This is a genomic window from Engelhardtia mirabilis (assembly GCF_007748095.1).
GTDB lineage: Bacteria > Planctomycetota > UBA1135 > UBA1135.
The window spans coordinates 6,040,557-6,062,354 of the sequence record NZ_CP036287.1 but is presented as its reverse complement, the minus strand read 5'-3'; the positions used below and the strand labels follow the sequence as shown (position 1 = coordinate 6,062,354).

General features: G+C 71.1%; 14 protein-coding genes. 7 read left to right on the top strand and 7 right to left on the bottom strand.

Annotated elements, in window-relative coordinates; translation table 11 throughout:
* Nucleotides 1–58 precede the first annotated feature (58 nt).
* Nucleotides 59–685: an RNA polymerase sigma factor gene (locus Pla133_RS22455; RefSeq protein ID WP_145069468.1), complete on the bottom strand. Its 627-nt coding sequence runs from the start codon at nucleotides 683–685 to the stop codon at nucleotides 59–61.
* Nucleotides 660–2,003: a S8 family serine peptidase gene (locus Pla133_RS22450; protein ID WP_145069466.1), complete on the bottom strand. Its 1,344-nt coding sequence runs from the start codon at nucleotides 2,001–2,003 to the stop codon at nucleotides 660–662. Before Pla133_RS22450 ends, Pla133_RS22455 begins: the two co-directional genes overlap by 26 nt.
* 218 nt (nucleotides 2,004–2,221) lie before the next feature.
* Between Pla133_RS22450 and hemF the strand changes: the two genes are divergently transcribed.
* The 4 genes from hemF to Pla133_RS22430 all read left to right on the top strand — a co-directional run bounded on the left by hemF (nucleotide 2,222) and on the right by Pla133_RS22430 (nucleotide 7,845).
* Nucleotides 2,222–3,154, top strand: a complete 933-nt coding sequence (hemF, locus tag Pla133_RS22445) for an oxygen-dependent coproporphyrinogen oxidase (protein ID WP_145069464.1) — start codon at nucleotides 2,222–2,224, stop codon at nucleotides 3,152–3,154.
* 130 nt (nucleotides 3,155–3,284) lie between these two features.
* Nucleotides 3,285–4,736 carry an FG-GAP repeat domain-containing protein gene (locus Pla133_RS22440; protein WP_145069462.1) on the top strand — a complete coding sequence of 484 codons (1,452 nt, stop codon included), beginning with the start codon at nucleotides 3,285–3,287 and terminating at the stop codon, nucleotides 4,734–4,736.
* Nucleotides 4,737–4,785: 49 nt separating this feature from the next.
* The gene (locus tag Pla133_RS22435) at nucleotides 4,786–6,159 is read left to right on the top strand and encodes a KamA family radical SAM protein (protein ID WP_145069460.1); all 1,374 of its coding nucleotides are present in this window, start codon (nucleotides 4,786–4,788) and stop codon (nucleotides 6,157–6,159) included.
* 219 nt (nucleotides 6,160–6,378) lie between these two features.
* A complete protein-coding gene (locus tag Pla133_RS22430) occupies nucleotides 6,379–7,845 on the top strand; it encodes an FG-GAP repeat domain-containing protein (protein ID WP_145069458.1) in 1,467 nt (488 codons plus the stop codon).
* A 106-nt stretch (nucleotides 7,846–7,951) separates the two neighbouring features.
* Here Pla133_RS22430 and Pla133_RS22425 read toward each other — a convergent pair whose 3' ends face one another.
* Nucleotides 7,952–8,944 (bottom strand): deoxyhypusine synthase family protein, encoded by a 993-nt coding sequence (locus Pla133_RS22425; RefSeq protein WP_145069456.1) that lies wholly within the window; start codon nucleotides 8,942–8,944, stop codon nucleotides 7,952–7,954.
* A 281-nt stretch (nucleotides 8,945–9,225) separates the two neighbouring features.
* Between Pla133_RS22425 and Pla133_RS26675 the strand changes: the two genes are divergently transcribed.
* Complete coding sequence (locus Pla133_RS26675; RefSeq protein WP_419191856.1) at nucleotides 9,226–12,069, top strand: integrin alpha; 2,844 nt, start codon at nucleotides 9,226–9,228, stop codon at nucleotides 12,067–12,069.
* A 14-nt stretch (nucleotides 12,070–12,083) separates the two neighbouring features.
* Here Pla133_RS26675 and Pla133_RS22420 read toward each other — a convergent pair whose 3' ends face one another.
* On the bottom strand, nucleotides 12,084–12,671 hold the full coding sequence (locus tag Pla133_RS22420) for an RNA polymerase sigma factor (protein WP_145069454.1): 588 nt from the start codon (nucleotides 12,669–12,671) through the stop codon (nucleotides 12,084–12,086).
* A 43-nt stretch (nucleotides 12,672–12,714) separates the two neighbouring features.
* On the opposite strand from Pla133_RS22420, the gene Pla133_RS22415 reads away from it, so the two are divergent.
* A complete protein-coding gene (locus tag Pla133_RS22415; protein ID WP_145069453.1) occupies nucleotides 12,715–15,537 on the top strand; it encodes a serine/threonine-protein kinase in 2,823 nt (940 codons plus the stop codon).
* Nucleotides 15,538–15,549: 12 nt separating this feature from the next.
* On the opposite strand, the gene Pla133_RS22410 is transcribed toward Pla133_RS22415, so the two are convergent.
* From Pla133_RS22410 to Pla133_RS22400, 3 genes are read right to left on the bottom strand one after another with little or no spacing between them, the layout of a single operon-like run.
* Complete coding sequence (locus Pla133_RS22410) at nucleotides 15,550–16,491, bottom strand: ketopantoate reductase family protein (protein WP_419191855.1); 942 nt, start codon at nucleotides 16,489–16,491, stop codon at nucleotides 15,550–15,552.
* A complete protein-coding gene (locus Pla133_RS22405; RefSeq protein WP_145069449.1) occupies nucleotides 16,488–18,401 on the bottom strand; it encodes an ABC transporter ATP-binding protein in 1,914 nt (637 codons plus the stop codon). The genes Pla133_RS22410 and Pla133_RS22405 overlap by 4 nt, the downstream gene beginning before the upstream one ends.
* Nucleotides 18,398–20,269 (bottom strand): ABC transporter ATP-binding protein, encoded by a 1,872-nt coding sequence (locus tag Pla133_RS22400; protein ID WP_145069447.1) that lies wholly within the window; start codon nucleotides 20,267–20,269, stop codon nucleotides 18,398–18,400. The genes Pla133_RS22405 and Pla133_RS22400 overlap by 4 nt, the downstream gene beginning before the upstream one ends.
* A gap of 159 nt (nucleotides 20,270–20,428) precedes the next feature.
* Here Pla133_RS22400 and Pla133_RS22395 point away from each other — a divergent pair, with 159 nt between their 5' ends.
* Nucleotides 20,429–21,742: an MFS transporter gene (locus tag Pla133_RS22395; RefSeq protein ID WP_419191854.1), complete on the top strand. Its 1,314-nt coding sequence runs from the start codon at nucleotides 20,429–20,431 to the stop codon at nucleotides 21,740–21,742.
* Nucleotides 21,743–21,798 lie beyond the last annotated feature (56 nt).

Below are 21,798 nucleotides of genomic sequence, written 5' to 3'. Positions count from 1 at the left end.
CTCCAGCGGGATTGAGCGGCGGAGGCCGTGTTCGATACGTGCAAGCTTCCGAATTCCGTCAGAAGGAGTCGTCGTCGAACCCCCGACGTTCGAGCGCCAGGGCCAGGCGCGCGAGGCAACGCTGGCGGGTCGGACCGATCGAGCCGGCCGGGATGCCGAGTCGGCTGGCGATCTCCTCGTAGGAGGGGGTAGCCGGATCCAGGAACAGGGTCGTCAGCAGGGCTCGGCAGCGACCGTCGAGTCGGGCGACCTCGTCGCGAACCAGTTGCACCTGCTCGAGCCGCGCCGGCAACTCGTCGGCCGCCGCCGCGGTCGTGGGCAGCCCGAGGTCGGCCCGGCGGCCCTGGCCGACCTCGTGCTCGCGAGCCTTGAGCGAGCCCATGCGCCAAGCCTCGCGCGTGGCGGTCGTGATCACCCAGGCCGGAATCGAGCGCGGCTCGCGGATGTGCGAGGCGTGGCGCAGGAGCACGGTCCAGGTGGACTGCTCGGCGTCGTCGACGGCGTCCCCACGGAGTCCCGCGCGCCTCGCCGCGGCGCGCACGATCGGCCCGAAGCGCACGACGAAGCGCTCCCAGGCGTCGATCCGGCCGTCGCGCACGCCGGCGAAGAGCTGGTCGTCCTCCCCGGCCGGCGGGTCCGCGCCCGGACGGGCGCCGGACTCAGTCGTGGTGGAGGAGCTTGACACCGGCTTGGGCGATGTCGATGCGGCCGGACCCGAGTTGGTCGTTGTGCAGCGGATTGGTCGACTCGAGGGAATGCGCGGCGTCCGCCAGGGCGTCGGTGTTCGCTTCGGGCTCGTGGGCCTTCGAGCTCCACGAGTGCAGGCGCGACACGCCGCCGCTCACGATCGCGGTCGACATCGACGTCCCGCTCCACAGGGCGTACTGGTTGCCCGGCATGGCGCTGTAGACGTCGACGCCCGGCGCGCAGACGTCGACTTCCTTGCCGAAGGCCGAGAAGGGCGCCACGACGTCATCGACCCCGACGGCGGCGACCGCGATCACTTCGTGGTAGGCCGCCGGGTAGACCACGCCGAGCGAGCCCGTGTTGCCCGCGGCCGCGACGATCGCGATGTGGCATTCGTCGTGGGCGAACTCGATCGCCTCCTCCACGGCGGCGGAGGGCTCCGCGAGGCTGAGCGAGAGGTTGATCACCTCGGCCCCGTCGATGGCGGCGCGGTAGATCGCCCGCGCGACGTCGTAGGAGGTGCCCACGCCGTCGGCGTCGAGCACGCGATAGGGGATCAGTCGGGCCATGGGGTCCACGAGCACGATCAAGCCGGCCATGTGGGTCCCGTGGCCGTGGGCCTCGTCGACCTGCCCGTCGCCGTCGTCGTCGATCCCGTTGGCGAGGTCGGCCGCCACCGGCTGGCCGAGCACGAAGTCGAAACCGGGCGCGTGGATGTTGCCCGCGAGCAGGGGGTGGGCGAGGTCGATGCCGGTGTCGATCACCGCGACGATCGTCGGCGAGCCGGCCTGGGGCGCGGTCGAACCGTTCAGCGCGATGGCCGGCACCGCGGCCTGGTCGGTGTACTCGGGGCCCGTGGGCGTGGCGTCGAAGAAGGCCGCCGTGCACTGCTGGGGCCCGGTCACCGCCTTGCCGCCGCAGCCCTCCGGCGGGCCGGCGGCGGTGTTGCCCTCGACGAAGATCACGCCGGGCACGTCCGTGAGGAAAGCGTGGGCCGTGTCGACGCCCTGGCCCTGTGGCAGTTGGAGCAGCGCCACCAGACCCGGGCCGCCCGCGCTGAGGGGCGCCAGGGGGTCACCGAACTGGTCGATCAGGATCCCGCCAACCTGGGCCGCGACGTCGGCCGGAGCCACGCCCGGAGCGAGCCCGACCAGGACCTGGTTCAGGACGATGGGCGCGATGGGGGCGACGGACGCACCGGCCACGGCGGCGGAGGCTCCGCGCTGGGCCTTGGGGGCCTCGAGCTGGGCGGTCGCGGCGCTGGCGCTGGCCAGGACCGCGGTCAGGCCCAGCAGCGTATGGGGGAGAAGCTTCATCGAAGGGTCTGTCGGAGGGACAGCGGACCCCCCCTGGGGCTTGGGAGGGGCGAGGGCCGTCGAGCGTACAGCTTCCTACCGATTCGACCGGGTCGGGTCGCCTGGAGCGCCGATCGCGCGGTTCGGGATGCGTAGGATTGGGCTCGACGGAGATTGGAGATCCAGGGGTCTCCTTTTGACTCGCCCAGCCGCCGCGACGGACCCCAGAATCCGGAACAATGTCCCGCCCCGAATCCCGACCCGTCCGCGACTACCTGCTCGACCTCCAGGACCGCATCTGCGCCGGCATCGAGGCCCAGGACGGCGCCGCGACCTTCTCGCGCGAGGTGCTCGAGGGCGAGCGCGGCGGCCTGGCCCGGCCGCGGGTCCTCGAGGGTGGTGAGGTGGTCGAGAAGGCCGCGGTCAACTTCAGCCACACCCGGGGCGACTCCCTGCCGGCGGCGGCGACCGCCCGGCGGCCCGAGCTGGCGGGCCGAGCCTTCGAGGCGGTCTCGGTCTCGCTGATCGTCCACCCGCGCAACCCCTTCGCGCCCACGAGCCACGCCAACGTGCGCTTCTTCATCGCCGAGAAGGAGGGCCAGGAGCCGGTCTGGTGGTTCGGGGGCGGCTTCGACCTGACGCCCTACTACGGCTACGACGAGGACTGCGTGCACTGGCACGCCGAGGCCAAGTCGGCCTGCGACGCGGTGGATCCGGGCCTCTACCCCCGCTTCAAGGCCGCCTGCGACGAGTACTTCGTCAACACCCACCGCCGCATCGGCGATCGCGGCGAGCCCCGGGGGATCGGCGGCGTCTTCTACGACGACTTCTCGGAGCTCGGCTTCGAGCGCTGCTTCCAGCTCCACCGCAGCGTCGGCGACCACTACATCAGCGCCTACCTGCCGATCCTCGAGCGTCGCAAGGACACCCCCTGGGGCGAGGCCGAACGGGATTGGCAACTGCACCGCCGCGGGCGCTACGTGGAGTTCAACCTGGTCCACGACCGCGGCACCAAGTTCGGCCTGCAGTCGGGGGGGCGGATCGAGTCGATCCTGGCCTCCCTGCCGTCCGAGGTGCGTTGGTCCTACAACTACGCCCCCCAGCCCGGGACCCCCGAGGCGGCGCTGCTGGAGCGCTACCTCGTCCCCCGCGATTGGCTGGCCGGCGAGTAGTCGGGCGGCGGGCGCGGCGGGCCGCTATCCTGGTCGCCCTCTTCCGCCGATCGGACCCTCACGGGCGGGGTAGGTTCACCGTAGAAGGCCTTCGATCCCCTCCCGCCGCACCCCCTCCGCTCCCCCTGCGATGCGCCATCGTCGACCCGTCCTCGCTGCCTCCGCCCTCCTCGCCGCCGCCGCCCTCACGAGCTGCGGCCAGGAATCCAAACAGCCCGGACTGATCCTGTCCAAGTCGGTCTTCGCCGGGGGCTCCACGCCCCAGCCGGCGACGATGATGCTGCTGCGTCCGCCCACGGATCCCGAGGGAGCGTGGACTTCGGAGGAGATCATCACCAAGCCGAACAGCCTCACCGTTCAGCCCGGCACAGCGCCGAACGGCGACTCGGTCTTCCGCCTGATGCAGGGCGGCGAGCCCACGGGCGGCGTGGTGCGGCTCGAACCCACGGACGGCGCCTGGGGGCCGGTGGCGGCCGACGACATCGCCGTGGACTCGGTCGACTGGCAGATGCGGGGCGACAAGCCGAACACCAAGGACTACGAGATGGCCGGGGGCAACGTGTTCCACAAGGCCCTGTGGTGGGAGCCGCTCTACGGTGAGCCGGGCATCCTGACCATCTCCGCCAACATGCCCTTCCTGCAGATCTGGCGCAGCAAGGGCGGTGCTTGGACGCCTGAGCTCCTGTGGACCGCCAACGTCGGCGGGCGCGAGCAGCGCTTCCGCGACATCGAGATCGGCGACCTGGACGGGGACGGCCAGGACGAGCTGGCGATCGTGACCCACGACCGTGGCGCGGTGTACGTGCTGGATCAGACCCCGACCGGCCTCGAGGCCCAGAAACTGCACGAGACCGAAGAGCGCATCTTCGTGCACGAGGTCGAGCTGGGCGACGTGGACGGGGACGGCGTGCCGGAGATGTTCGTGACGCCGTCGGAGCCCAACCGCCTGGACGGCAACCACCAGGCGGGCTGGGTCGATATGTACCGCTACTCCGCACAGAGCGGCCAGTACGAGCGCTCGGTCGTGGTCCACATGCCCGCGAGCCACGCCAAGGAGATCCTGGCCTACGACTACGACGAGGACGGCAAGGTCGAGCTCTACGTCGCGGTGGAGACCGAGACCGACCAGAGCGTGTCGGCCGCCGAGGGCGACCCGGTGGAGATCCAGTCGTTCACCTGGGATGCGGCCAAGGGCGCGATGGTCGCGGGTCCGTCGATCGAGATCGAGGGCTGCATGTGCCGCTTCCTGTGCGGCGGCGACACCGACGGCGACGGCACCAACGAGTTGATCGCCTCGACCAACAACGGCGGGATCTACAAGCTCGAGCGCAAGGGTGGCGCCTGGGAGAGCGACCGCATCGTCGCGCCCTACGCCTCGGGCGGCTTCGAGCACGCCACGATCCTGATCGACCTCGACGGCAACGGCACCGACGAGGTCATCGTGGCCAACGACAACAAGGACCAGGTCCTGTGCGTGCGCTTCGATGCCGAGGGCGGGCGCTACAAGCGCGACAAGATCTACGACCTGTCGGGCGTGAACTACATGGCCTGGAACATCATGGAGCTGCCGGCGGGGCACTGATCCGCCCGGGGCGCGTGGCGACCCGAGCCAGGCGCTACGCTTCCGTTCCATGATCCAGGCCAGCACTCCGCGCCTGCGTGCGTACTCGGCGGGCCAGCTCGAGCAGATCCCCCAACTGGCCGGGATCGGCCACGAGCAGCGCTTCGAGATGCGCGTCGTGGCGAGCGTGCTGCCCTTCCGGGTCAACGACTACGTCTGCCGCGAGCTGATCGACTGGGATCGGGTCCCCGAGGACCCGATCTTCCAGTTGGTCTTCCCCCAGCGGGGGATGCTCGCGGCAGAAGAGTTCGAGCGCATGGCGGCCCTGCACCGCCGCGGGGCCGAGCGCGGCGAGATCGACGCTCTGGCGCGCGAGATCCGCGCCGGCCTCAACCCGCACCCGGCGGGCCAACAGGCCTTGAACGTGCCAGTCTTCGACGGCGACCGCCTGACCGGTCTGCAGCACAAGTACCGCGAGACGGTGCTGTTCTTCCCCAGCCAGGGCCAGACCTGCCACAGCTTCTGCACCTTCTGCTTCCGCTGGGCGCAGTTCATCGGCGACCGCGAGCTCAAGTTCGCCGAGCGCGACGCCACCCGCCTGCACGCCTACCTGGCCGACCACCGCGAGGTCAGCGACGTGCTCGTGACCGGCGGCGATCCGATGGTGATGCGTACCAAGGTGCTGCGCGGCTACCTCGAGGCGCTGCTCGCGCCCGAGTTCGACCACGTGCGCACGATCCGCATCGGCTCCAAGGCGCTCACCTTCTGGCCCCAACGCTTCGTCTCCGACGAGGACGCCGACGACCTTGCGGCCCTGTTCGAGCGCCTGGTGCGCGGCGGCAAGCACGTGGCCTTCATGGCCCACCTGGAGCACTGGCGCGAGCTCGAGACGGACGTCGCCGTGCGCGCGGTTCGTCGCCTGCGCGACTGCGGCGTCGCGATCCGCAGCCAGGCGCCGGTGTTGCGCCACGTCAACGACTGCGCCGACACCTGGGCCCGCACCTGGCGCGAGCAGGTGCAGCTGGGGATAGTTCCCTACTACATGTTCGTCGAGCGCGACACGGGGGCCCGCGGCTACTTCGAGCTACCCCTGGCCCGCGCCCACGAGATCTATCGGGACGCGATCAAGCAGGTCTCCGGCCTCGCGCGCACCGCGCGCGGCCCGTCCATGAGCTGCGGCCCCGGCAAGGTCGAGATCCAGGGCGTGGCCGAGGTGGCCGGGGAAGAGGTCTTCGTCCTGCGCTTCATCCAGGCCCGCGATCCCGCGTGGACCAACCGGCCGTTCTTCGCCAAGTTCGACCCGCGTGCCACCTGGTTCGACGAGCTCGTGCCCGCATTCGGCGAGCGCGAGTTCTTCTTCGAGTCGCAGTTGCGCGAGATCGAGACCGTGGGCGTGCGTCGGTCGGAGCCCGCGCGGGGGCATGCCCACGCCCGGTCGCACTAGGCGTTCGTACGGTGCCAGGCACAAAACCGCCGCCTAGATGCGTGGGTGAACAGGCGCCGAAGGCGCCTGTTCACCCACGCATCTAGGCGGCGGTTTTGTGCCTGGCACCGTACGAACGCCTAACGCGAGCACCGTCGACGCTGCACTCGAACTTGCCTCCCGCCTTTACACTGGGCGGCCACGCCTTTTCCCGAGCAATCGAAGACCTTGGAGGTCGAGATGAGACCGTCGCCTTGTTCACTCGCCTGTTGCCTGCTCTCGCTGGTCGCCCACGGTCAAGGTGAAGCCACCAGCTCCAGCCCCAACGACGACGCCAAGCCGGGCCTGATCCTGGCCATCTCCGTCTTCGCGGCGGGTTCCGCGCCCCAGCCGGCGACGATGTTGCTGCTGCGTCCGTCCGCCGAACCGGACGGCCCGTGGACCTCGGAGGAGATCGTCACGGAGCCCTCGAGCCTGACGGTCCAACCGGGCACCGCGCCCGGTGGAGAGACGGTCTTCCGCGTGGCGCAGGCGGGTGAGCCCATCGGCGCTGTCGTGCGTCTCGAACCCTCGGACGGTGTCTGGGCGCCTGTGGCCGCGGACGACATCGCGGTGGACTCGGTCCAGTGGCAGGTGCGCGGCGACAAGGAGTTCACGAAGAACTACGAGATGGCCGGTGGCAACGTGTTCCACAAGGCCCTGTGGTGGGAGCCGCTCTACGGCGAGCCGGGCATCCTGACCATCTCGGCCAACATGCCCTTCCTGCAGATCTGGCGCAGTGAGGACGGCACCTGGACCCCCGAGCTCCTGTGGACCGCCAACGTCGGTGGGCGTGAGCAGCGCTTCCGTGACATCGAGATTGGCGACCTGGACGGCGATGGTGTGGACGAGCTGGCGATCGTGACCCACGACCGCGGCGGCGTGTACGTGCTCGAGCAGACCCCGTCCGGGCTCGAAGCCCTGCGGCTGCACGAGACCCGTGAGCGCATCTTCGTGCACGAGGTCGAGCTCGGCGACGTGGACGGCGACGGCGTGCCGGAGCTGTTCACCACCCCCTCGGAGCCCAACCGTCTGGACGGCGAGCAACCGGCCGGCTGGATCGACATGTACCGCTACGTACCCGAGCGCGGTCAATACGTGCGCTCGGTCATCGCGCACCTGCCGACGAGCCGCGCGAGGGAGATCCTGGCCTTCGACTACGACCAGGACGGCGCGGTCGAGCTCTACGCCGCCGTGGAGAGCGAAACCAGCTTCGGAGCCTCGGCCGCCCGCAGCGAGCCCGTGGAGGTTCAGTCGTTCGTCTGGGACGCGGCTGCGAGCGCGATGGTGGCGGGTCCGTCGGTCGCAATCGAGGGCTCCATGTGCCGATTCCTGTGCGGCGGCGACACCGATGGTGACGGCAGCAATGAGCTGATCGCGTCGACGAACAACGGTGGCATCTACCGACTGACGCTGGACGGCGGACAGTGGATCGACGAGCGCATCGTGCCGCCTTTCGCAACGGGCGGCTTCGAGCACGCCACGGCCCTGCTCGACTTCGACGGCGACGGCGCCGACGACCTGTTCGTCGCCAACGACAACAAAGACCAGGTCATGCGCGTTCAGTACGATCCCGAGTCTGGCCGCTATCGGCGCATTCGGGTCCAGGACCTGTCCGGCGTGAACTACATGGCGTGGAGCGTCGTGGAGCTCCCCGCGGGTCGTTGACCAGAGCGGCGGGCGAGCCCGGCGGCGCGGCTGCCAGGGATCCGGCCCGAGGGGGCCACACCTGGATGGCGCACCACCAGGGGCATCGCCCCTCTCCCCGCGAGACCTACCAGCCCAGCACGCGCGCGAAGATCAGCGGCGCCACGATCGTGGCGTCGCTTTCGATCACGAACTTGGGCGTGTCGATCGCGAGCTTGCCCCAACTGATCTTCTCGTTCGGCACCGCGCCCGAGTAGCTGCCGTAGCTCGTGGTGGAATCGCTGATCTGACAGAAGTAGCCCCAGTAGGGCACCTCGTCGCCCATGTCCTGGTGGATTAGCGGCACGACGCAGATCGGGAAGTCACCGGCGATGCCGCCGGCGATCTGGAAGAAGCCGATGCCGGGGTTCGACTTGTCGGCCATCGCCGGGCGCGACTCCTCGCGGTACCACTCGATCAGGCGGCCCATGTACTCGGGGCCGCTCTTGACCGTGGAGAACTTCGCCAGGTGGCCCTGCACCACGTGGGACACGAAGATGTTGCCCAGGGTCGAGTCCTCCCAACCGGGCACGAAGATCGGCAGGTCGCGCTCGCAGGCGGCCAGGAGCCAGGAGTCCTTGGGGTCGATGTGGTAGTCGTCGGCGGTCAGCTTCTCGCGCAGGAGCTGGTACATGAACTCGTGCGGGAAGTAGCGCTCGCCGGCGTCGTCCGCGCGCTTCCACAGGGCCAGGATGTGCTCCTCGATGGCGCGGAAGGCCTGCTCCTCGGGGATACAGGTGTCGGTCACGCGGTTGAGGCCGGAGTCCTCGAGCTTCTTCTCGTCCTCGGGGCCCAGGTCGCGGTAGTTCGGGATCCGCACGTAGTGGTCGTGCGCCACGAGGTTGAACACGTCCTCCTCGAGGTTCGCGCCGGTGCACGTGATCGCGTCGACCTTGCCGGCGCGGATCATCTCGGCCAGGGACAGGCCCAGCTCGGCGGTGCTCATCGCGCCCGCGACGGTGACCATCATCTTTCCGCCGCGCTCGAGGTGACTGACGTAGCCGTCGGCCGCGTCGATCAGGGTGGCGGCGTTGAAGTGGCGGTAGTGGTGCCGGATGAAGTCGGAGACGGGGGTGCTCATCGCGAGGGGCTCTGGGGGGCCGGGGCGGGTTCAGGGGGGCGCTCACGATAGGGCCAGGCCCGGGCGCTGTGAATCCGTGGGACGTACGCTGGCGGGATCATTCGTCCCAGCGGCCCACCCGGTCGCCGGCCGCGCCGGCGACCGGGTGGGCCGCTGGGACGAATGATCCCGCCAGCGTACGTCCCACGAACTTCGGAATGACCGAGACGTGGGCCTGGGCTCGCTGATGCCTGGTTCGGACCCGAAGCGCGGGTCCCTCGAACCACCCTCCAAGGCATCCGATGCGCTCGCTCACCCTTGCGGCCAGCCTCCTGCTGACGCCCCTCGCCGCGGCACAGTCCGTGCACCACTACCTGACACCCCCGTCGCCCTCCGACTCCACCGACGAGGGCCTGGGCACGGCCGTCGCCGGCCTGGAGGACGTGGACGGCGACGGCGTCCCGGACTTCGCCGTCGCGAGTCCGCGCCCTGTGCAGGGCGACCCCTGCGTGCGCGTCTACTCCGGCGCCGATCGCAGGACCCTGGTCTCCTTCGACCTGGGCCAGGTCGACGGGACCGGCGTCTGCATGGACGAGCTCTATGACATCGACGGCGACGGGATCAGCGAGCTGCTGGTCGGCCTGCCCCTGGCCGACGGCGGCAACGGGCGGGTGCTGCTCTTCTCCCTGCGGACGGGCGAGCTGCTGCGGACCCACACGGGGGCCGGCGGCGAGCGCCTGGGCACCTCGGTCGCGGGCTTCAACGACGTGAACTTCGACGGCAAGGCCGATTACGCCATCGGAGCGCCGCGCAACGGCCCCCACGACCACGGCGCCGTGTTCGTCTACTCCGGTGACGACGCATGGCTGATCGACACCCAGCTCGGCACCGCCAGCGCCCAGGGCCTGGGGCACGACGTGGACTACGTCGGCGACTTCGACGGCAACCTGCTGGTCGACCTGGTGGCCAGCGGGATCGGCACGTCGACGGCCCAGGGCGCGGTGGTCGTCTTCACGCCCGTCACGTCGGAGCTCCTGCTCGACTTCCCCAGCTCCATCGAGAGCTGGGGCACGACGGTGGTGGGGCTGGGCGACATCGCTGGCGACGGCCGGGCCGACTTCGCGGTCGGCGCGCCGCTGTACGACGCCGTCAACCCGGCGACCGGGGCGACGGTGGTCAACTCCGGTCTGGTGTACCTGGTGGCGGGCGGCACCAGTGGTGGCTCTTGGACGGTGACCGGGGGGCTGCTCGAGCACCTGGGCTCGGACCTGGCCCGCACCTGGCTGCCCGGTGGCCCCAACTGGATCGTCGCGGCGGCGGACGACTCCGTGAAGCTCCTGGCCGGCGACGACGGTCACGTCCTGGATGAGTGGACCCCCGCGTCGATCGACCTCTTGGAGCTGGGCAAGAACAAGGTCCGCGTGGACGGGCTCGGCGACCTGGACAGCGACGGTCTGCCGGAGATCCTCGTGGGCGCGCCCCTGGCCGACAGCTCCGGGACCGACACCGGTCTCGCGGTGGTCTACCGGGGCAGCGGCGCCAAGCTGCTCGATGTCGCCCCGCGCAGGGAGCAGGCGGTCGAGTCGAGCGTGGCGCTCTTGGGGGACGTGGACGGCGACGGCCTGGCGGAGACCGCCGTGGGCATGCCCCACGATGACAGCGGCGCCTACGACGGCGGCTCGGTAAGCGTGCGCTCGGGAGCCGACGGCAGCGAGCTGTGGCGTCTCGAAGGCCCCACCGGCGCCCAACTCGGCTTCGCCCTGGCGAGCCTGCCGGACCTCGACGGCGACGGCGTGGCCGACCTGGCCATCGGCCAGCCCTGGGCCTACTCGGGGACCTTCCAGACCGGGATCGACCGCACGGGCTCCGTGCGGGTCGTGTCCGGGGCCGACGGCACCGGCATCGTCACGATCGGCGGCCAGGCCGCCGGCGAGCGCTTCGGCGCGGCGCTGACGACCATCCTCGACCAGACCGGCGACGGTCGCGAAGACCTGGTCGTGGGCGCGCCGGACTTCCACAAGGGCGCGCAGGTCGGCAACCACGGCCGCGTCGCCGTGCACGCGAGCTCCGCCGGCTCCCAGCTGGCCTCGATCGACGGACCCGCGGCCGGCGCGCGCTTCGGCACCGCCGTCGCCGCCCTGGACGCCGGCCCGTCGACGGTGGATCCGATCCTGGCGATCACGTCACAGGGCTCGGCCCGGGTCACGGTGCGGTACCTGGGCAGCGGCCAGGTCCTCTGGGAAGCGCTCGGCTCCAGCGAGGTGGGGACCGCCCTCGCCGCAGTGCCGGACCGTGACGGCGACGGGATGGAGGACCTGTTGATCGGCGACCCCGGCGGCGCCGCCGGGGCGGGCGAGGTGCGGTTCAACTCGACCCTCACGATCGCGAACCTCGGCTACTGGGTCGGCAGCTATGTCGGCGAGCACCTGGGCGCCGCGGTCGCCGTCGTCGGTGACGTGGATCTCGACGGCGTGGTCGACCTCGCCGCCGGAGCGCCCGGCTTCGACGACTTCTCGGTCTTCCCCCCCGTCGTCAACCTCGGGCGCGTCTCGATCCTCTCCGGTCAGGCTCCCCACGCGGAGCTGCGCCGCTGGACGGGCGTCAGCCAGAGCGAGGCGCTCGGCTCCGCTATCGCCGCGGGCGCGGACATCGACGCCGACGGCCTGGGCGACCTGGCGGCGACGGCGCCCGGTTGGCTCTCGGGGCGCGGCCGCGCTTGGACCCTCGATCCGCGGGCGGTTTCGACCTGGGACTTCGGCTCCGGCACCGAGGGCTGCGGTGGTCCCCAGCGGTTGATCGCCGTCGCGCCGCCCGTGCTCGGCAGCGTGCTCGAGTTGCGCGCCGACGGCGGGCCCGCGGGGACCCTGGTCTACCTGGCGCTCTCGCTCGGAGCCGACGTGCCCGGGACCGACTGGGGCCTGGGCTTCCTGGTCCACTGGGACCTGGGCCTGCAGTTCCTCTTGACCAGCGGCGTCACCGACGGCGCGGGGAGGCTCACCTTCCCCACCCCGGTCCCCGCCGCCCCGGTCCTCGCGGGTCTCGACGTCTACGCCCAGACCGTGTTCTCGCAGGTGCCCGCGCCCTGCCCGCAGTTGCCGCAGAACCTCTCGGCCAGCCCCGGCCTGCACCTGCGACTCTTGCCCTGATGCTGGAGCCGACTTCAGGGGGCCTCGGTCGCGAGCTCCTGCGCCAACTGCGCCAGCGCCCGGTGCAGGAGGTTGCGGACCGAGGCCTCGCTGCGGTCCATCTCGCGCGCCACTTCCTCGCGCCGCAGGCCGACGATCCGCGAGAGCAGGATCACCTCGCGGTAGTCGTCGTTCAGGGTCAGGAACGCGCGTTCGATGCGCGCGAGCTCCTCGGCGGTGGTGGCGACACCGGAGGGGCTGGCGAAGCGGCGGTAGACGTCCAGCAGGCCCGACTCCTGCGCGACCTCTTCGCGCGCCGCCTCGCGGCGCTGGGCCCGGTGGAACTCGTCGCGGTTGACGATCTTCCGCAGGGTCGCGGTGTAGAGCCAGGCCCGGAAGGCACCCTCGCCGGCGTGGCGGAACTGATCGGCGCGCAGCAGCACCTCGCGACAGACGGACTGGATCAGGTCGGACTCGCCCTCGCGGTCGCGCAGGGCGGGTCCCATCCGCAGGCGCACGTAGGCGCGCAGGTCCGGGAGGTGGCGCACGAGCAGCAGCTCGAGGGCTGCTCGATCACCGCGCACCGCGGCGGCGGTCAGGTCTTCGATACTGTCTTGATCCAAGGGAACGGCTCGCGTCGGACCATCCTAGGGAGAAGTGCGATTCATGGCTGATCGATCGAAGCCCGGCCTCGACCGCGTCTCGGAACTCATGCTGGAGTGCCTAGAGCTGCTCGAGAGCGGCGCCCCTGGCGGCCTCGAGGCCTTCCTTGCCGCCCACCCCGAGCAGGCGCCGGAGCTGCGCCGCCGCATCGAGCCCCTGGCCCGCGCGGGCCTGCTCACGGAAGTCGAGCCGGACGTGCCCGAGCGGCTGGGTGACTTCCGGATCCTCGACACCCTCGGGGGCGGGGGCATGGGGATCGTCTACCGCGCCCGCCAGGAGTCGCTCGACCGCGAGGTGGCGCTCAAGTTGATCCGCCCCGACCAGCTGGCCTTCCCCGAGGCCCGCGCCAGGTTCCGCCGCGAGGTCGAGGTCGTGGCCAAGCTCCAACACCCCGGGATCGTGCCCGTCTACGCGTTCGGCGAAGAGCGCGGCACGCCCTACCTGGCCATGGAGCGGGTGATCGGCCTGACCCTGGCCGAGGTGTTGGCGGAGCTCGCGGGCCGGGACCCTGCCCGGCTCGAGGCCGCCGACCTGGCCTCTGCCCTGCGCGCCGCGCTCGATCGACGCGGCCACGGGGCAGTGGAGGTCGCCGCGTCACCGTTCTTCACGGGGACCTGGGCCGCCGCCTGCGCGCGCATCGTCGCCGAGGTCGCCCGCGCTGTGGAACACGCCCACAAGAGCGGCGTGCTGCACCGGGACCTCAAGCCCTCCAACATCCTCTTGACGGCCGACGGCCGCGCGCTGCTGTTCGACTTCGGCCTCTCGAGCTCGGACTGGGTCGACGACCTGACGCGCTCGGGATCGATCCTGGGCTCGCTGCCCTACATGGCGCCCGAGCAGGTCTCGGGTGGCGTCGCGGACCGACGCTCGGACGTCTACGGCTTGGGGGTCACGCTCTACGAGCTGCTCTGCCTGCGCGCGCCCTTCGAGGGCGGGCGTGCGGTCGAGCTGCGCGAACGCATCCTGGCCGGCGACCGGGCGCCCGTGCGCGCGGTGAACTCCAGCGTGCCGCGGGACATCGATGTCGTGTGCCAGGTCGCCATGGACGGCGACCCCGCGCGGCGCTACCAGAGTGCCCAGGCCCTGGCGGCGGACCTGGAGAACTTCCTGGGGCGGCGTCCGATCACCGTCCGCCCCGCGGGGCCCGGGTTGCGACTGCGGCGCTGGGCCCAGCGCAATCCGGCGCGCGCGGTCGCAGCAGTCCTGGCCGTGCTGCTCATCGTCGGCGTGCCGACTGGCTTCGCGATCCAGCGCGGCATCGCGAACGAGCGGCTCGGGCTGCTCTACTCCCGCGCCGAGGAGCAGCGCCTGCGCGCCGAAGCGAACCTCGACCAGGCCGTGGAGGCCATCGTCGAGCTGGTGCGCGAGGTGGGTCACGAGTCTCTGGACGGCGTGCCCGGGGTCGAGCGCGTCCGGGAGCAGATCCTGGCCGATGCCCAGGCGCGCCTCGAGGCGCTGATGCCGCAGCTCTCGGAGGACTCCGCGGCCCTGGCGAATCGCGCACGACTGGCGCGCGAGCTGGGCGAGGTGGTCGTGATCCTCGGGCGACCGCAGGACGCCCTGGTGCACTTCGATCGGTCGATCGAGGCCTACCAGGCTCTGGGAGAGCGCGGGGGGAGCACGAGCGTCGATTGGGACCTGGGCGTGGCGCTGAACAGTCGCGCGGCCCAGCTCGCGTTGCTCGGGCGGAACGCGGAGATGGACGAGGACTTGGCTCGCTCGATCGAACTGCTGCGTCGTGCGCGGAGCGCGGAGCCGCAGAACACGGAGCTCAGCTCCGACCTGGCCCTGGTCCTACGCCACCGCGGCGGACGCTACCTGGGACGGGGAGAGGTCGAGCTGGCGCGGCCACTCCTGGAAGAGTCGCTGGGCTTGCTCGACGACCTGCTGGCGGAATCGCCGGGCGACTGGCAGCTGGGCCGCGACGTGTCCTATGTGCTCAGCGACCTGCAGTCGCTCGAAACTCGCTTCGGCGACGCCGAGCGGGGGGCGCGGCTCGAGGTGCGGGTGCGGGCCCTGTTCGAGCAGCAGGTCGCGCAGCGTCCCGAGGAGCCCGAGCCGCGACGCGCTCTGATCGGGTTGCTCGTGGCGACCAGCGGCCAGCCGCAGTCGTTCGAGGACGTGGCCGGCTGCGTGGCCGATGCGCGGCGGGGATTGGAGTTGACCGAGCAGTTCCTGGCCGAGCGCCCCTACGACGCGCGGGTCCGCACCAGCAAGTTGCTGCTGACCATGAACCTGGGCCTGATGCTGTCCTACCTGGGGCGCGAGGACGAGGCGCTGCAAGCACAGCTCGACGCGATCGTCCTGGCTCGCGCTGCCCACGCGAGTTCCGGCACGCTGGACGACTTGGACACCCTCGGTCGGGCGCTCGGGATGCACTCGAGTCAGCTGATGGGCATGGGGCGCTCGGCCGAGGCAGCCGCGGCCTTGGCGGAGAGCCTGGAGTGTTGGGATCTGATCCTGGCGAGCGATCCCGACAACGCGATGGCGCGCTACGTGCGTGGGCGGGCGACGCTCGACCTGGCGGACTGTCGCCTGATGGGCCGCGAGGAGGTCAACTTGGCGCAGGTCGAGGGCGAAGCCCGCGAGTACCTCGGCGGCGACGCGAGCGTCGACTACGAGTTGGCGAGTCTGCACTGCACCCGCTTGCGGGTGAGCGCCGGTGAAGTCCTCCCGGCCGACCTGGATCGGGCCTTCGAGCACTTGGATGCAGCGATCCGAGCCGGCTACGTCTTGGGTGAGTCGATGGACGAGGCTACCGAGCTCGCGGAGATGCGGGACGATCCGCGTTGGGCCGAGCTCGCGGCCCGGAGCTCCGACGGGTAGAGGGACGTCCCACTACCCGGGCAGGAACTCCGCCGCGCGTCGGTCGCGGGGGGCGAGCGCCGCGCGTGCCAAGGCGGCGTTGATCGGGGCCTCGAGGCCGTGCTCGCCGGCGATGCGCGCGATGGCGCCTTCGATCCAAGGGGATTCGAGCGGCAGACCTCGAGCGCGGCTCTGCCAGGTCGAACCGCCTTCCCGCGCCACGCCGCCGATGGGCGCTTCACCCACGCAGGCGCAGCGCTCGAGCAGCTCCTCCACGGGTACGTGTTCGAGCCCGGCGTCGGCCAGGACGTGCGTGCCCTCCGCCCGTGCTGCCGCGGCCACCGCGAGCCAGTCGTCGGTGACGAGAGCCTGGGCCGCGGCGCCCAGGTTGGTCAGCAGCTTGGCGCGCTTCCATCGCAGGATCTCGTCGCGCCGCAGGGCCTCGAAGCCGGCGCGCCGGAACAGGGTGCAGATCTCGTCCGCAACACCCGCGCTTCCGCGCACAGCGCCCGTGTCGAGCACGCCGCGCGCGCCGGCGCTGTGCAGGCGTACTTCGCCGGGCATCAAGTGGGTCGCCGGCAGCCAGACCAGGGTCGCAAGCACCGTCTCGAAGCGCTCCGCGGCCCAGACCTCGCCGTCGATGCCGTTGACGGCGCAGACCACCGGGACCTTCGCGCCCGCGGCGGCGAGCAGCGCGTCCAAGGCCTGCTCGGCGTCCTGGAGCTTGGTCGCGAGCAGCGCCACGTCCCCGGGCTGCCAGTCCACCTCGGCCACGGACTCCGCGACCGGGACGTCGAGCTGAAAGGCCAACTCCGGCAGGCGCAGCGAGAGCCCGCGCTCGCAGAGGGCGTCCAGGTGCGCGCCGCGGGCGATCAACACCACGGGGAAGCGCGCGGCGAAGCACAGTCCACCGATGCTCGCGCCGACCGCGCCGGCCCCGACCACCACGAGCCGGCGCACCGCCCCCTCGCTCACGCCGTCTCGCGCCCGAACTGGGACTGGTGCAGGCGCCAGTAGTGGCCACGCTTCGCCAGTAACTCCGCGTGGGAGCCGTTCTCGACGATGCGCCCGCTCTCCATCACGATCACGCGGTCGGCCTCGCGCACGGTCGACAACCGGTGGGCGATGATCATCGCCGTGCGGCCCGCGAGCAGCTCGTGCAGAGCCTCGGTCAGAAGCTCCTCGGTGGCGGTGTCCACGTTGGAGGTGGCCTCGTCGAGCACGACGATCTCCGGCGCCACGGCCAGGGCCCGCGCGAAGGCCAAGAGCTGCCGTTCGCCCGAGGAGAGGTTCTTGCCGCGCTCCTGGACCTGCTCGTACCAACCGCTCGCGAAGCGGCCGACGATCTGGTCCAGGTGCAGGCGCTGGCCGGCGGCGATGGCGTCCTGGTCGGAGACCTCGGGGTGGCCCAGGCGCAGGTTGTCGACCACGGAGCCCTCGAACAGCAGCACCTCTTGCGGCACCACGCCCACGCGCGTGCGCAGCTCGACGCCGGCGTAGTCGCGCACGTCGACCCCGTCCAAGAGCACCGCGCCCTCGCGCACCTCGTACAGGCGCGTGAGCAGCTTCATCAGGGTCGACTTGCCCGAGCCGGTGGCGCCGACCACGGCCACGTGCTCGCCCGGCTCCAGGACCAGGTCGATCCCGTGCAGCACGTCCTCTTCCGGGCGCCCGTTGTAGCTGAAGGACACGCCCTTGAACTCGACCCGCCCCATGCGCGCGGCCGGGACCTTGGGCTCGGCCGGCTCCGGCAGGATCTCGTCCACGTCCATCAGCCGGAAGATCTTCGCGGCGGCGGTCATCGCGTTCTGCATCACCGTGTACTTGAGGCTCAGGTCGGTGAGCGGCTCGAAGAACTTGGTCATGTAGTCGATGAACATGAACAACGTGCCGATGGTCAGCACCTGGGCGGCCGGGCTGGCCTCGCCGATCGACAGGCCCAGGCCGTCGAGCACCAGCGAGCCCCCGTACCACAGGATCAGCGCCGTCGTCAGCGAACCGATCAGCTCGACCAGGGCGGAGAGGATCGACTCCCAGCGCACGGCCACGAGCTGGGCGTCGCGCATGTCGACGTTGAACTCGCCGAAGCGGCTGCGCGCGGCGGCCTCCTGCACGAAGGACTGCACCAGGGCCATGCCGACCAGGCGCTCGTGCAGGAAGGCCGACATGGCCGAGCGGCGCGTGACCAGCACGTCGTAGCAGGCGCGCACCTTGTGCCGCACCCACAGGGTCAGCCCCAGGAGCACCGGCACCATCAGGAAGCAGACCAGCGCGAGGGGCCAGGACAGCCACAGGAGCACCGCGGTCATAGCCGCGATGTTCACGAAGTCACCGAGGATGGTGACCACGCCGCTGGAGAACATCTCGGCCAGGGCCTCGACGTCGGTCGTCGCGCGGCCCACCAGGCGGCCGACGGCGGTGCGGTCGTAGAAGGACGACGAGAGGCGCTGCAGGTGCCGGAACAGGGCCAGGCGCAGGTCGAGCAGGGCGTTCTGGCCGGCCAGGTCCAGCAGCCACACCTGGCGCCGGCGCGCGACGAACTCGAGCACCACCGAGAAGGCGAAGGTCGCCAGCAGCAGCTGGTAGGGCGCCAGCGGCAGGCCCAGGTCCACCAGCGCCCACTGGGCGAAGCGGTCCCAGGCGTCGACCACCTTGGACCAGTTGCCCTCGATCGGCGCGTCCAGCAGGTAGCGGTCGAGGGCCAGGGCGATCAGCGTCGGCTGGGCCAGGCGACAGAGCTGGTTGAACAGCAAGAGCGCCAGGCTCTCGGCGATCTTCCAGCGCTGCGGGTGGACGTAGACCCACAGGCGCTTCAGCAGCGTGAGCTCGAAGGCGCTCTTCTTGCCGGCGACCTCCGGGTCGTACTCGCGGCGCGGTGCGCTCATCGGGCCACCTCGCCCAGCCGGCCCTGACCCTCGCTGGGCGCCTCGTCCTGGGCGCGCCACAGCTCGGCGTAGATGCCGCCCTGCTCGACCAGTTCGTCGTGGGTCCCGCTCTCGACGATGCGTCCCTCGTCCAAGACGACGATGCGATCGGCGTGGGCCACGGTGCTCAGGCGGTGGGCGACGATGACCGTCGTGCGCTCGGCCATGATCGGCTCGAGGCCGCTCAAGATGCCCTCGGCGGTGGCGCTGTCGACGGCGGAGAGGGTGTCGTCCAGCAGCATGATCCGCGGCCGCGCGAGCACCGCCCGCGCCAGGGCCGCGCGCTGACGTTGGCCACCGGAGAGGGTCACCCCGCGCTCGCCGACGATGGTCTCGAGCCCGCGCGGGAGTTGGGGCATGTCCTTCTCGAGCTGGGCGATGCCCACGGCCTCGGCGATCTCGCCCTCGGTCGCGTCGGACTTGCCGAGCAGCAGGTTCTCGCGCAGGGTCGCGCTGAACAGGAAGGCCTCCTGGGGCACCCACCCGATCTCCGCGCGCAGGTGCGCCGGGTCCATCGTCGTCGCGTCTTGCCCGTCGTAGAAGAGCGTGCCGGGCTCGACCTCGAGCAGCCGCGCCATGACCTGGATCAGGGTCGTCTTGCCCGAGCCCGTGTGCCCGACGATGCCCAGGGTCTGCCCGGGCTCGATCTTCAGGGAGACGTCGCGCAGGACCGTGCGCCGCACCGTGCCGTCGGCCGGTCCGCCGTCCGTGCGACCCTGGGCGGCGCCGGCGACGCTGGCTAGGCCCTCGCGCACCAGGGTCAGACCGCGGATCTCGAGCGCGCCCGAGAGCTCCGGCGTCGGCGCGTCCGCGCCCGGCGAGACCAGGGTCTCCTGCGCCGCCTGCACCTCGTGGATGCGGCCCAGGGCCGCCGCCCCGCGCTGCAGCGACGAGATCACGAAGCCCAGGGTCGCCGTGGGCGCCGCCAGGTAGCGCAGGAAGAACAGGAAGGCCACGAACTCGCCGGTCGACAGGCTCCCGCCGGCGATGCGCCCCGGCCCGAGCCACAGGGCGATGCCCAGGGTCAGCCCGGACAGGGCCGTCATCATCGGCATCAGCCGCGTGCGCGCCTTGGTGACCTCGAGGTTCAGGTCGCGGTACTCGCGCGCGTGGCGCTCGAAGCGGCCGAAGTCGAAGGGCTCCAGGCCCAGGGTCTTGATCACGAGCTGCGCGCCGAGGCTCTCGCTGACCCGCTCGCTGACCACCCCCAGGGCGTCCTGGGCCGCCCGCGAGCCCTCCTGGATCGTGCGCGCCAGCACCCGCGCGCGCCAGATGAAGAAGGGGAAGGGCAGCAGCGCCCAGAAGGTCAAGACCGGATCGGTGCCGAGCATCATCGACACACCGATGATGTAGAGGATCAACGTCTCAGCGATGTACATGAACACGGGGCCGGTCAGCCCCTGCACGTACTGGATGTCGTTCATCGACCGCGACATGAGCTGTCCGGTCGTGTAGCGCAGGTAGAACGACGGCGCGAGGTTCGTGAGCTTGGCGAACAGCACCTCGCGCAGGTCGTGCACCACCCGCCGGCAGGTGCCCAGGATCGTCAGCCGGCTGCCGGTGCGGACCACCGCGCCGATCAGGGCCGCCGCGACGATCAGCAGGCCGGCCCGCGCGACCAGCCCCATGAATGCGGCCCGGTCGATGTCCTCGGCGCCGCCCTCGAGCGAGCGCGCCAGTCCCTGCAGCTCGTCGATCGCGCCGCCCAGAACCGTCGGGATCCACAGCCGCAGGCCCATGGCCGCGAAGAGGCAGCCGAGGCCGAGGGCGTAGGACCGCCAATAGCGGCGGACGTACGGCAGCAGATGGACGAGGGGGTGGAGTCCCATGGGCGGCGGGGCGGTCCCGCGGCCTCGTGGGGCTCCGGGCGCTGGCCGGCGACTATAGGCCGAAGGTCCGGAGCCTCCCACGGCCGCGGCCCGGACTTCCGCCGCCCGAGCGACCCGCAGCGCGGATGCCTCTCGCCCGGGTACCCTGCGCGGCTGACCATGGCCGTCGAATGGCGACAGAAGTGGGGCCGCGTTCGACGCCCAGCGCGCATGTACCTGTGCGGCGCGGTGTTCATGGGGGCGTCGTTCACCTTCCCCTTCACCTTGCTGGCCCTTTATCTGGACCACGCCGGCTACGACAAGCCCGCGGTGGGGACGGTGATCGGCGGCCAGGCCTGGGGTCAGATGTTGGCTGCGCTCCCGGCCGCCTGGCTGGCCTCGCGCTTCAACGGCCGCCGGATCCTGAGCCTCTCGGCGGTGGCCACCGCACTCTGCTACGCGGTGCTGCCCTTCATGGGGCCGATCGGGGTGGACTCCTTGCTGGCGATCACCCTGGCCAACGTGGTCACCGGCTTCGCCTGGTCGGTCCACATGGTCGCCGGGGCGCCGTTCCTCTACCGCCACTCGGACGGGGCCGACCGGGCGCTCCTGTTCAGCGTCAGCGAAGCGGTGCGCATGGGCGCCTCGGTGGTCGGGGCGCTCCTGGCCGGCTGGCTCGCCAGTCACCTGTCCGCCTGGCTGGGGGACGACATGGTCGGCCACGCCTGGGCCCTGTCGATGGCGGGCCTCTTGCCGCTCTTCGCAACGCCCTTCTACCTGGCCATCGACGACCCGCCGCCCCCGGCGTCCGAGCGCCCGCCCTTCCTGCCCACGATCTGGAAGCACCGCCACCTGATGGCGCGCTTCGCCCTGCCGCAGGTCTGGATCTCGATCGGCTCGGGACTGACGATCCCGTTCATGTCGCTCTATTTCACGGAGCGCTTCGAGTTCACCAGCGACGGCATCGGCGTGCTCTTCGCCGGCGGCCAGGTGTTGATGAGCTTCGGGTTCCTGATGACCCCGTGGATCCTGCAGCTGGCCGGCTACGTGCGGGGCGTGGCGACGGTCCAGCTCCTGTCGCTGCCGTTCTTCTTGATGCTGGCCTTCGCCACCAGTCCGGCCGTGGCCGTGGTGGCCTTCCTGATGCGGACCGCGCTGATGAACTCGGCCCACCCGCTCCTGAAGACCTTCCTGATGGAGTCGGCGCCCGCGGGCCTGCGCGAGGTGCAGAATGCCCTCTTGATGTTCATGTGGGGGCTCGGATGGGTCGTCGGGCCGGTCGTGGGCGGCATGATCCTCGAGCGCGCGGGCGGCGACTACTCGGTGTTGATGCTGACCACCAGCGGCATGTACGTGGTCGGCAGCTGCCTCAGTTACTTCTGCCTGCGCGGGGTCGAGGGCCGGCTGGCCGCGTCCAAGTCCGCCGGTCTCCAGGCCGCGCTGCCCGCCACGGGCGCCGGCAACCCGCGGGTGCCCGCCGCGCGCCAGGACTGATCGAGGGACGACAGGTTTCTGTCCGTCAGCCGTAACGCCATGCACCTCCCGTGCGG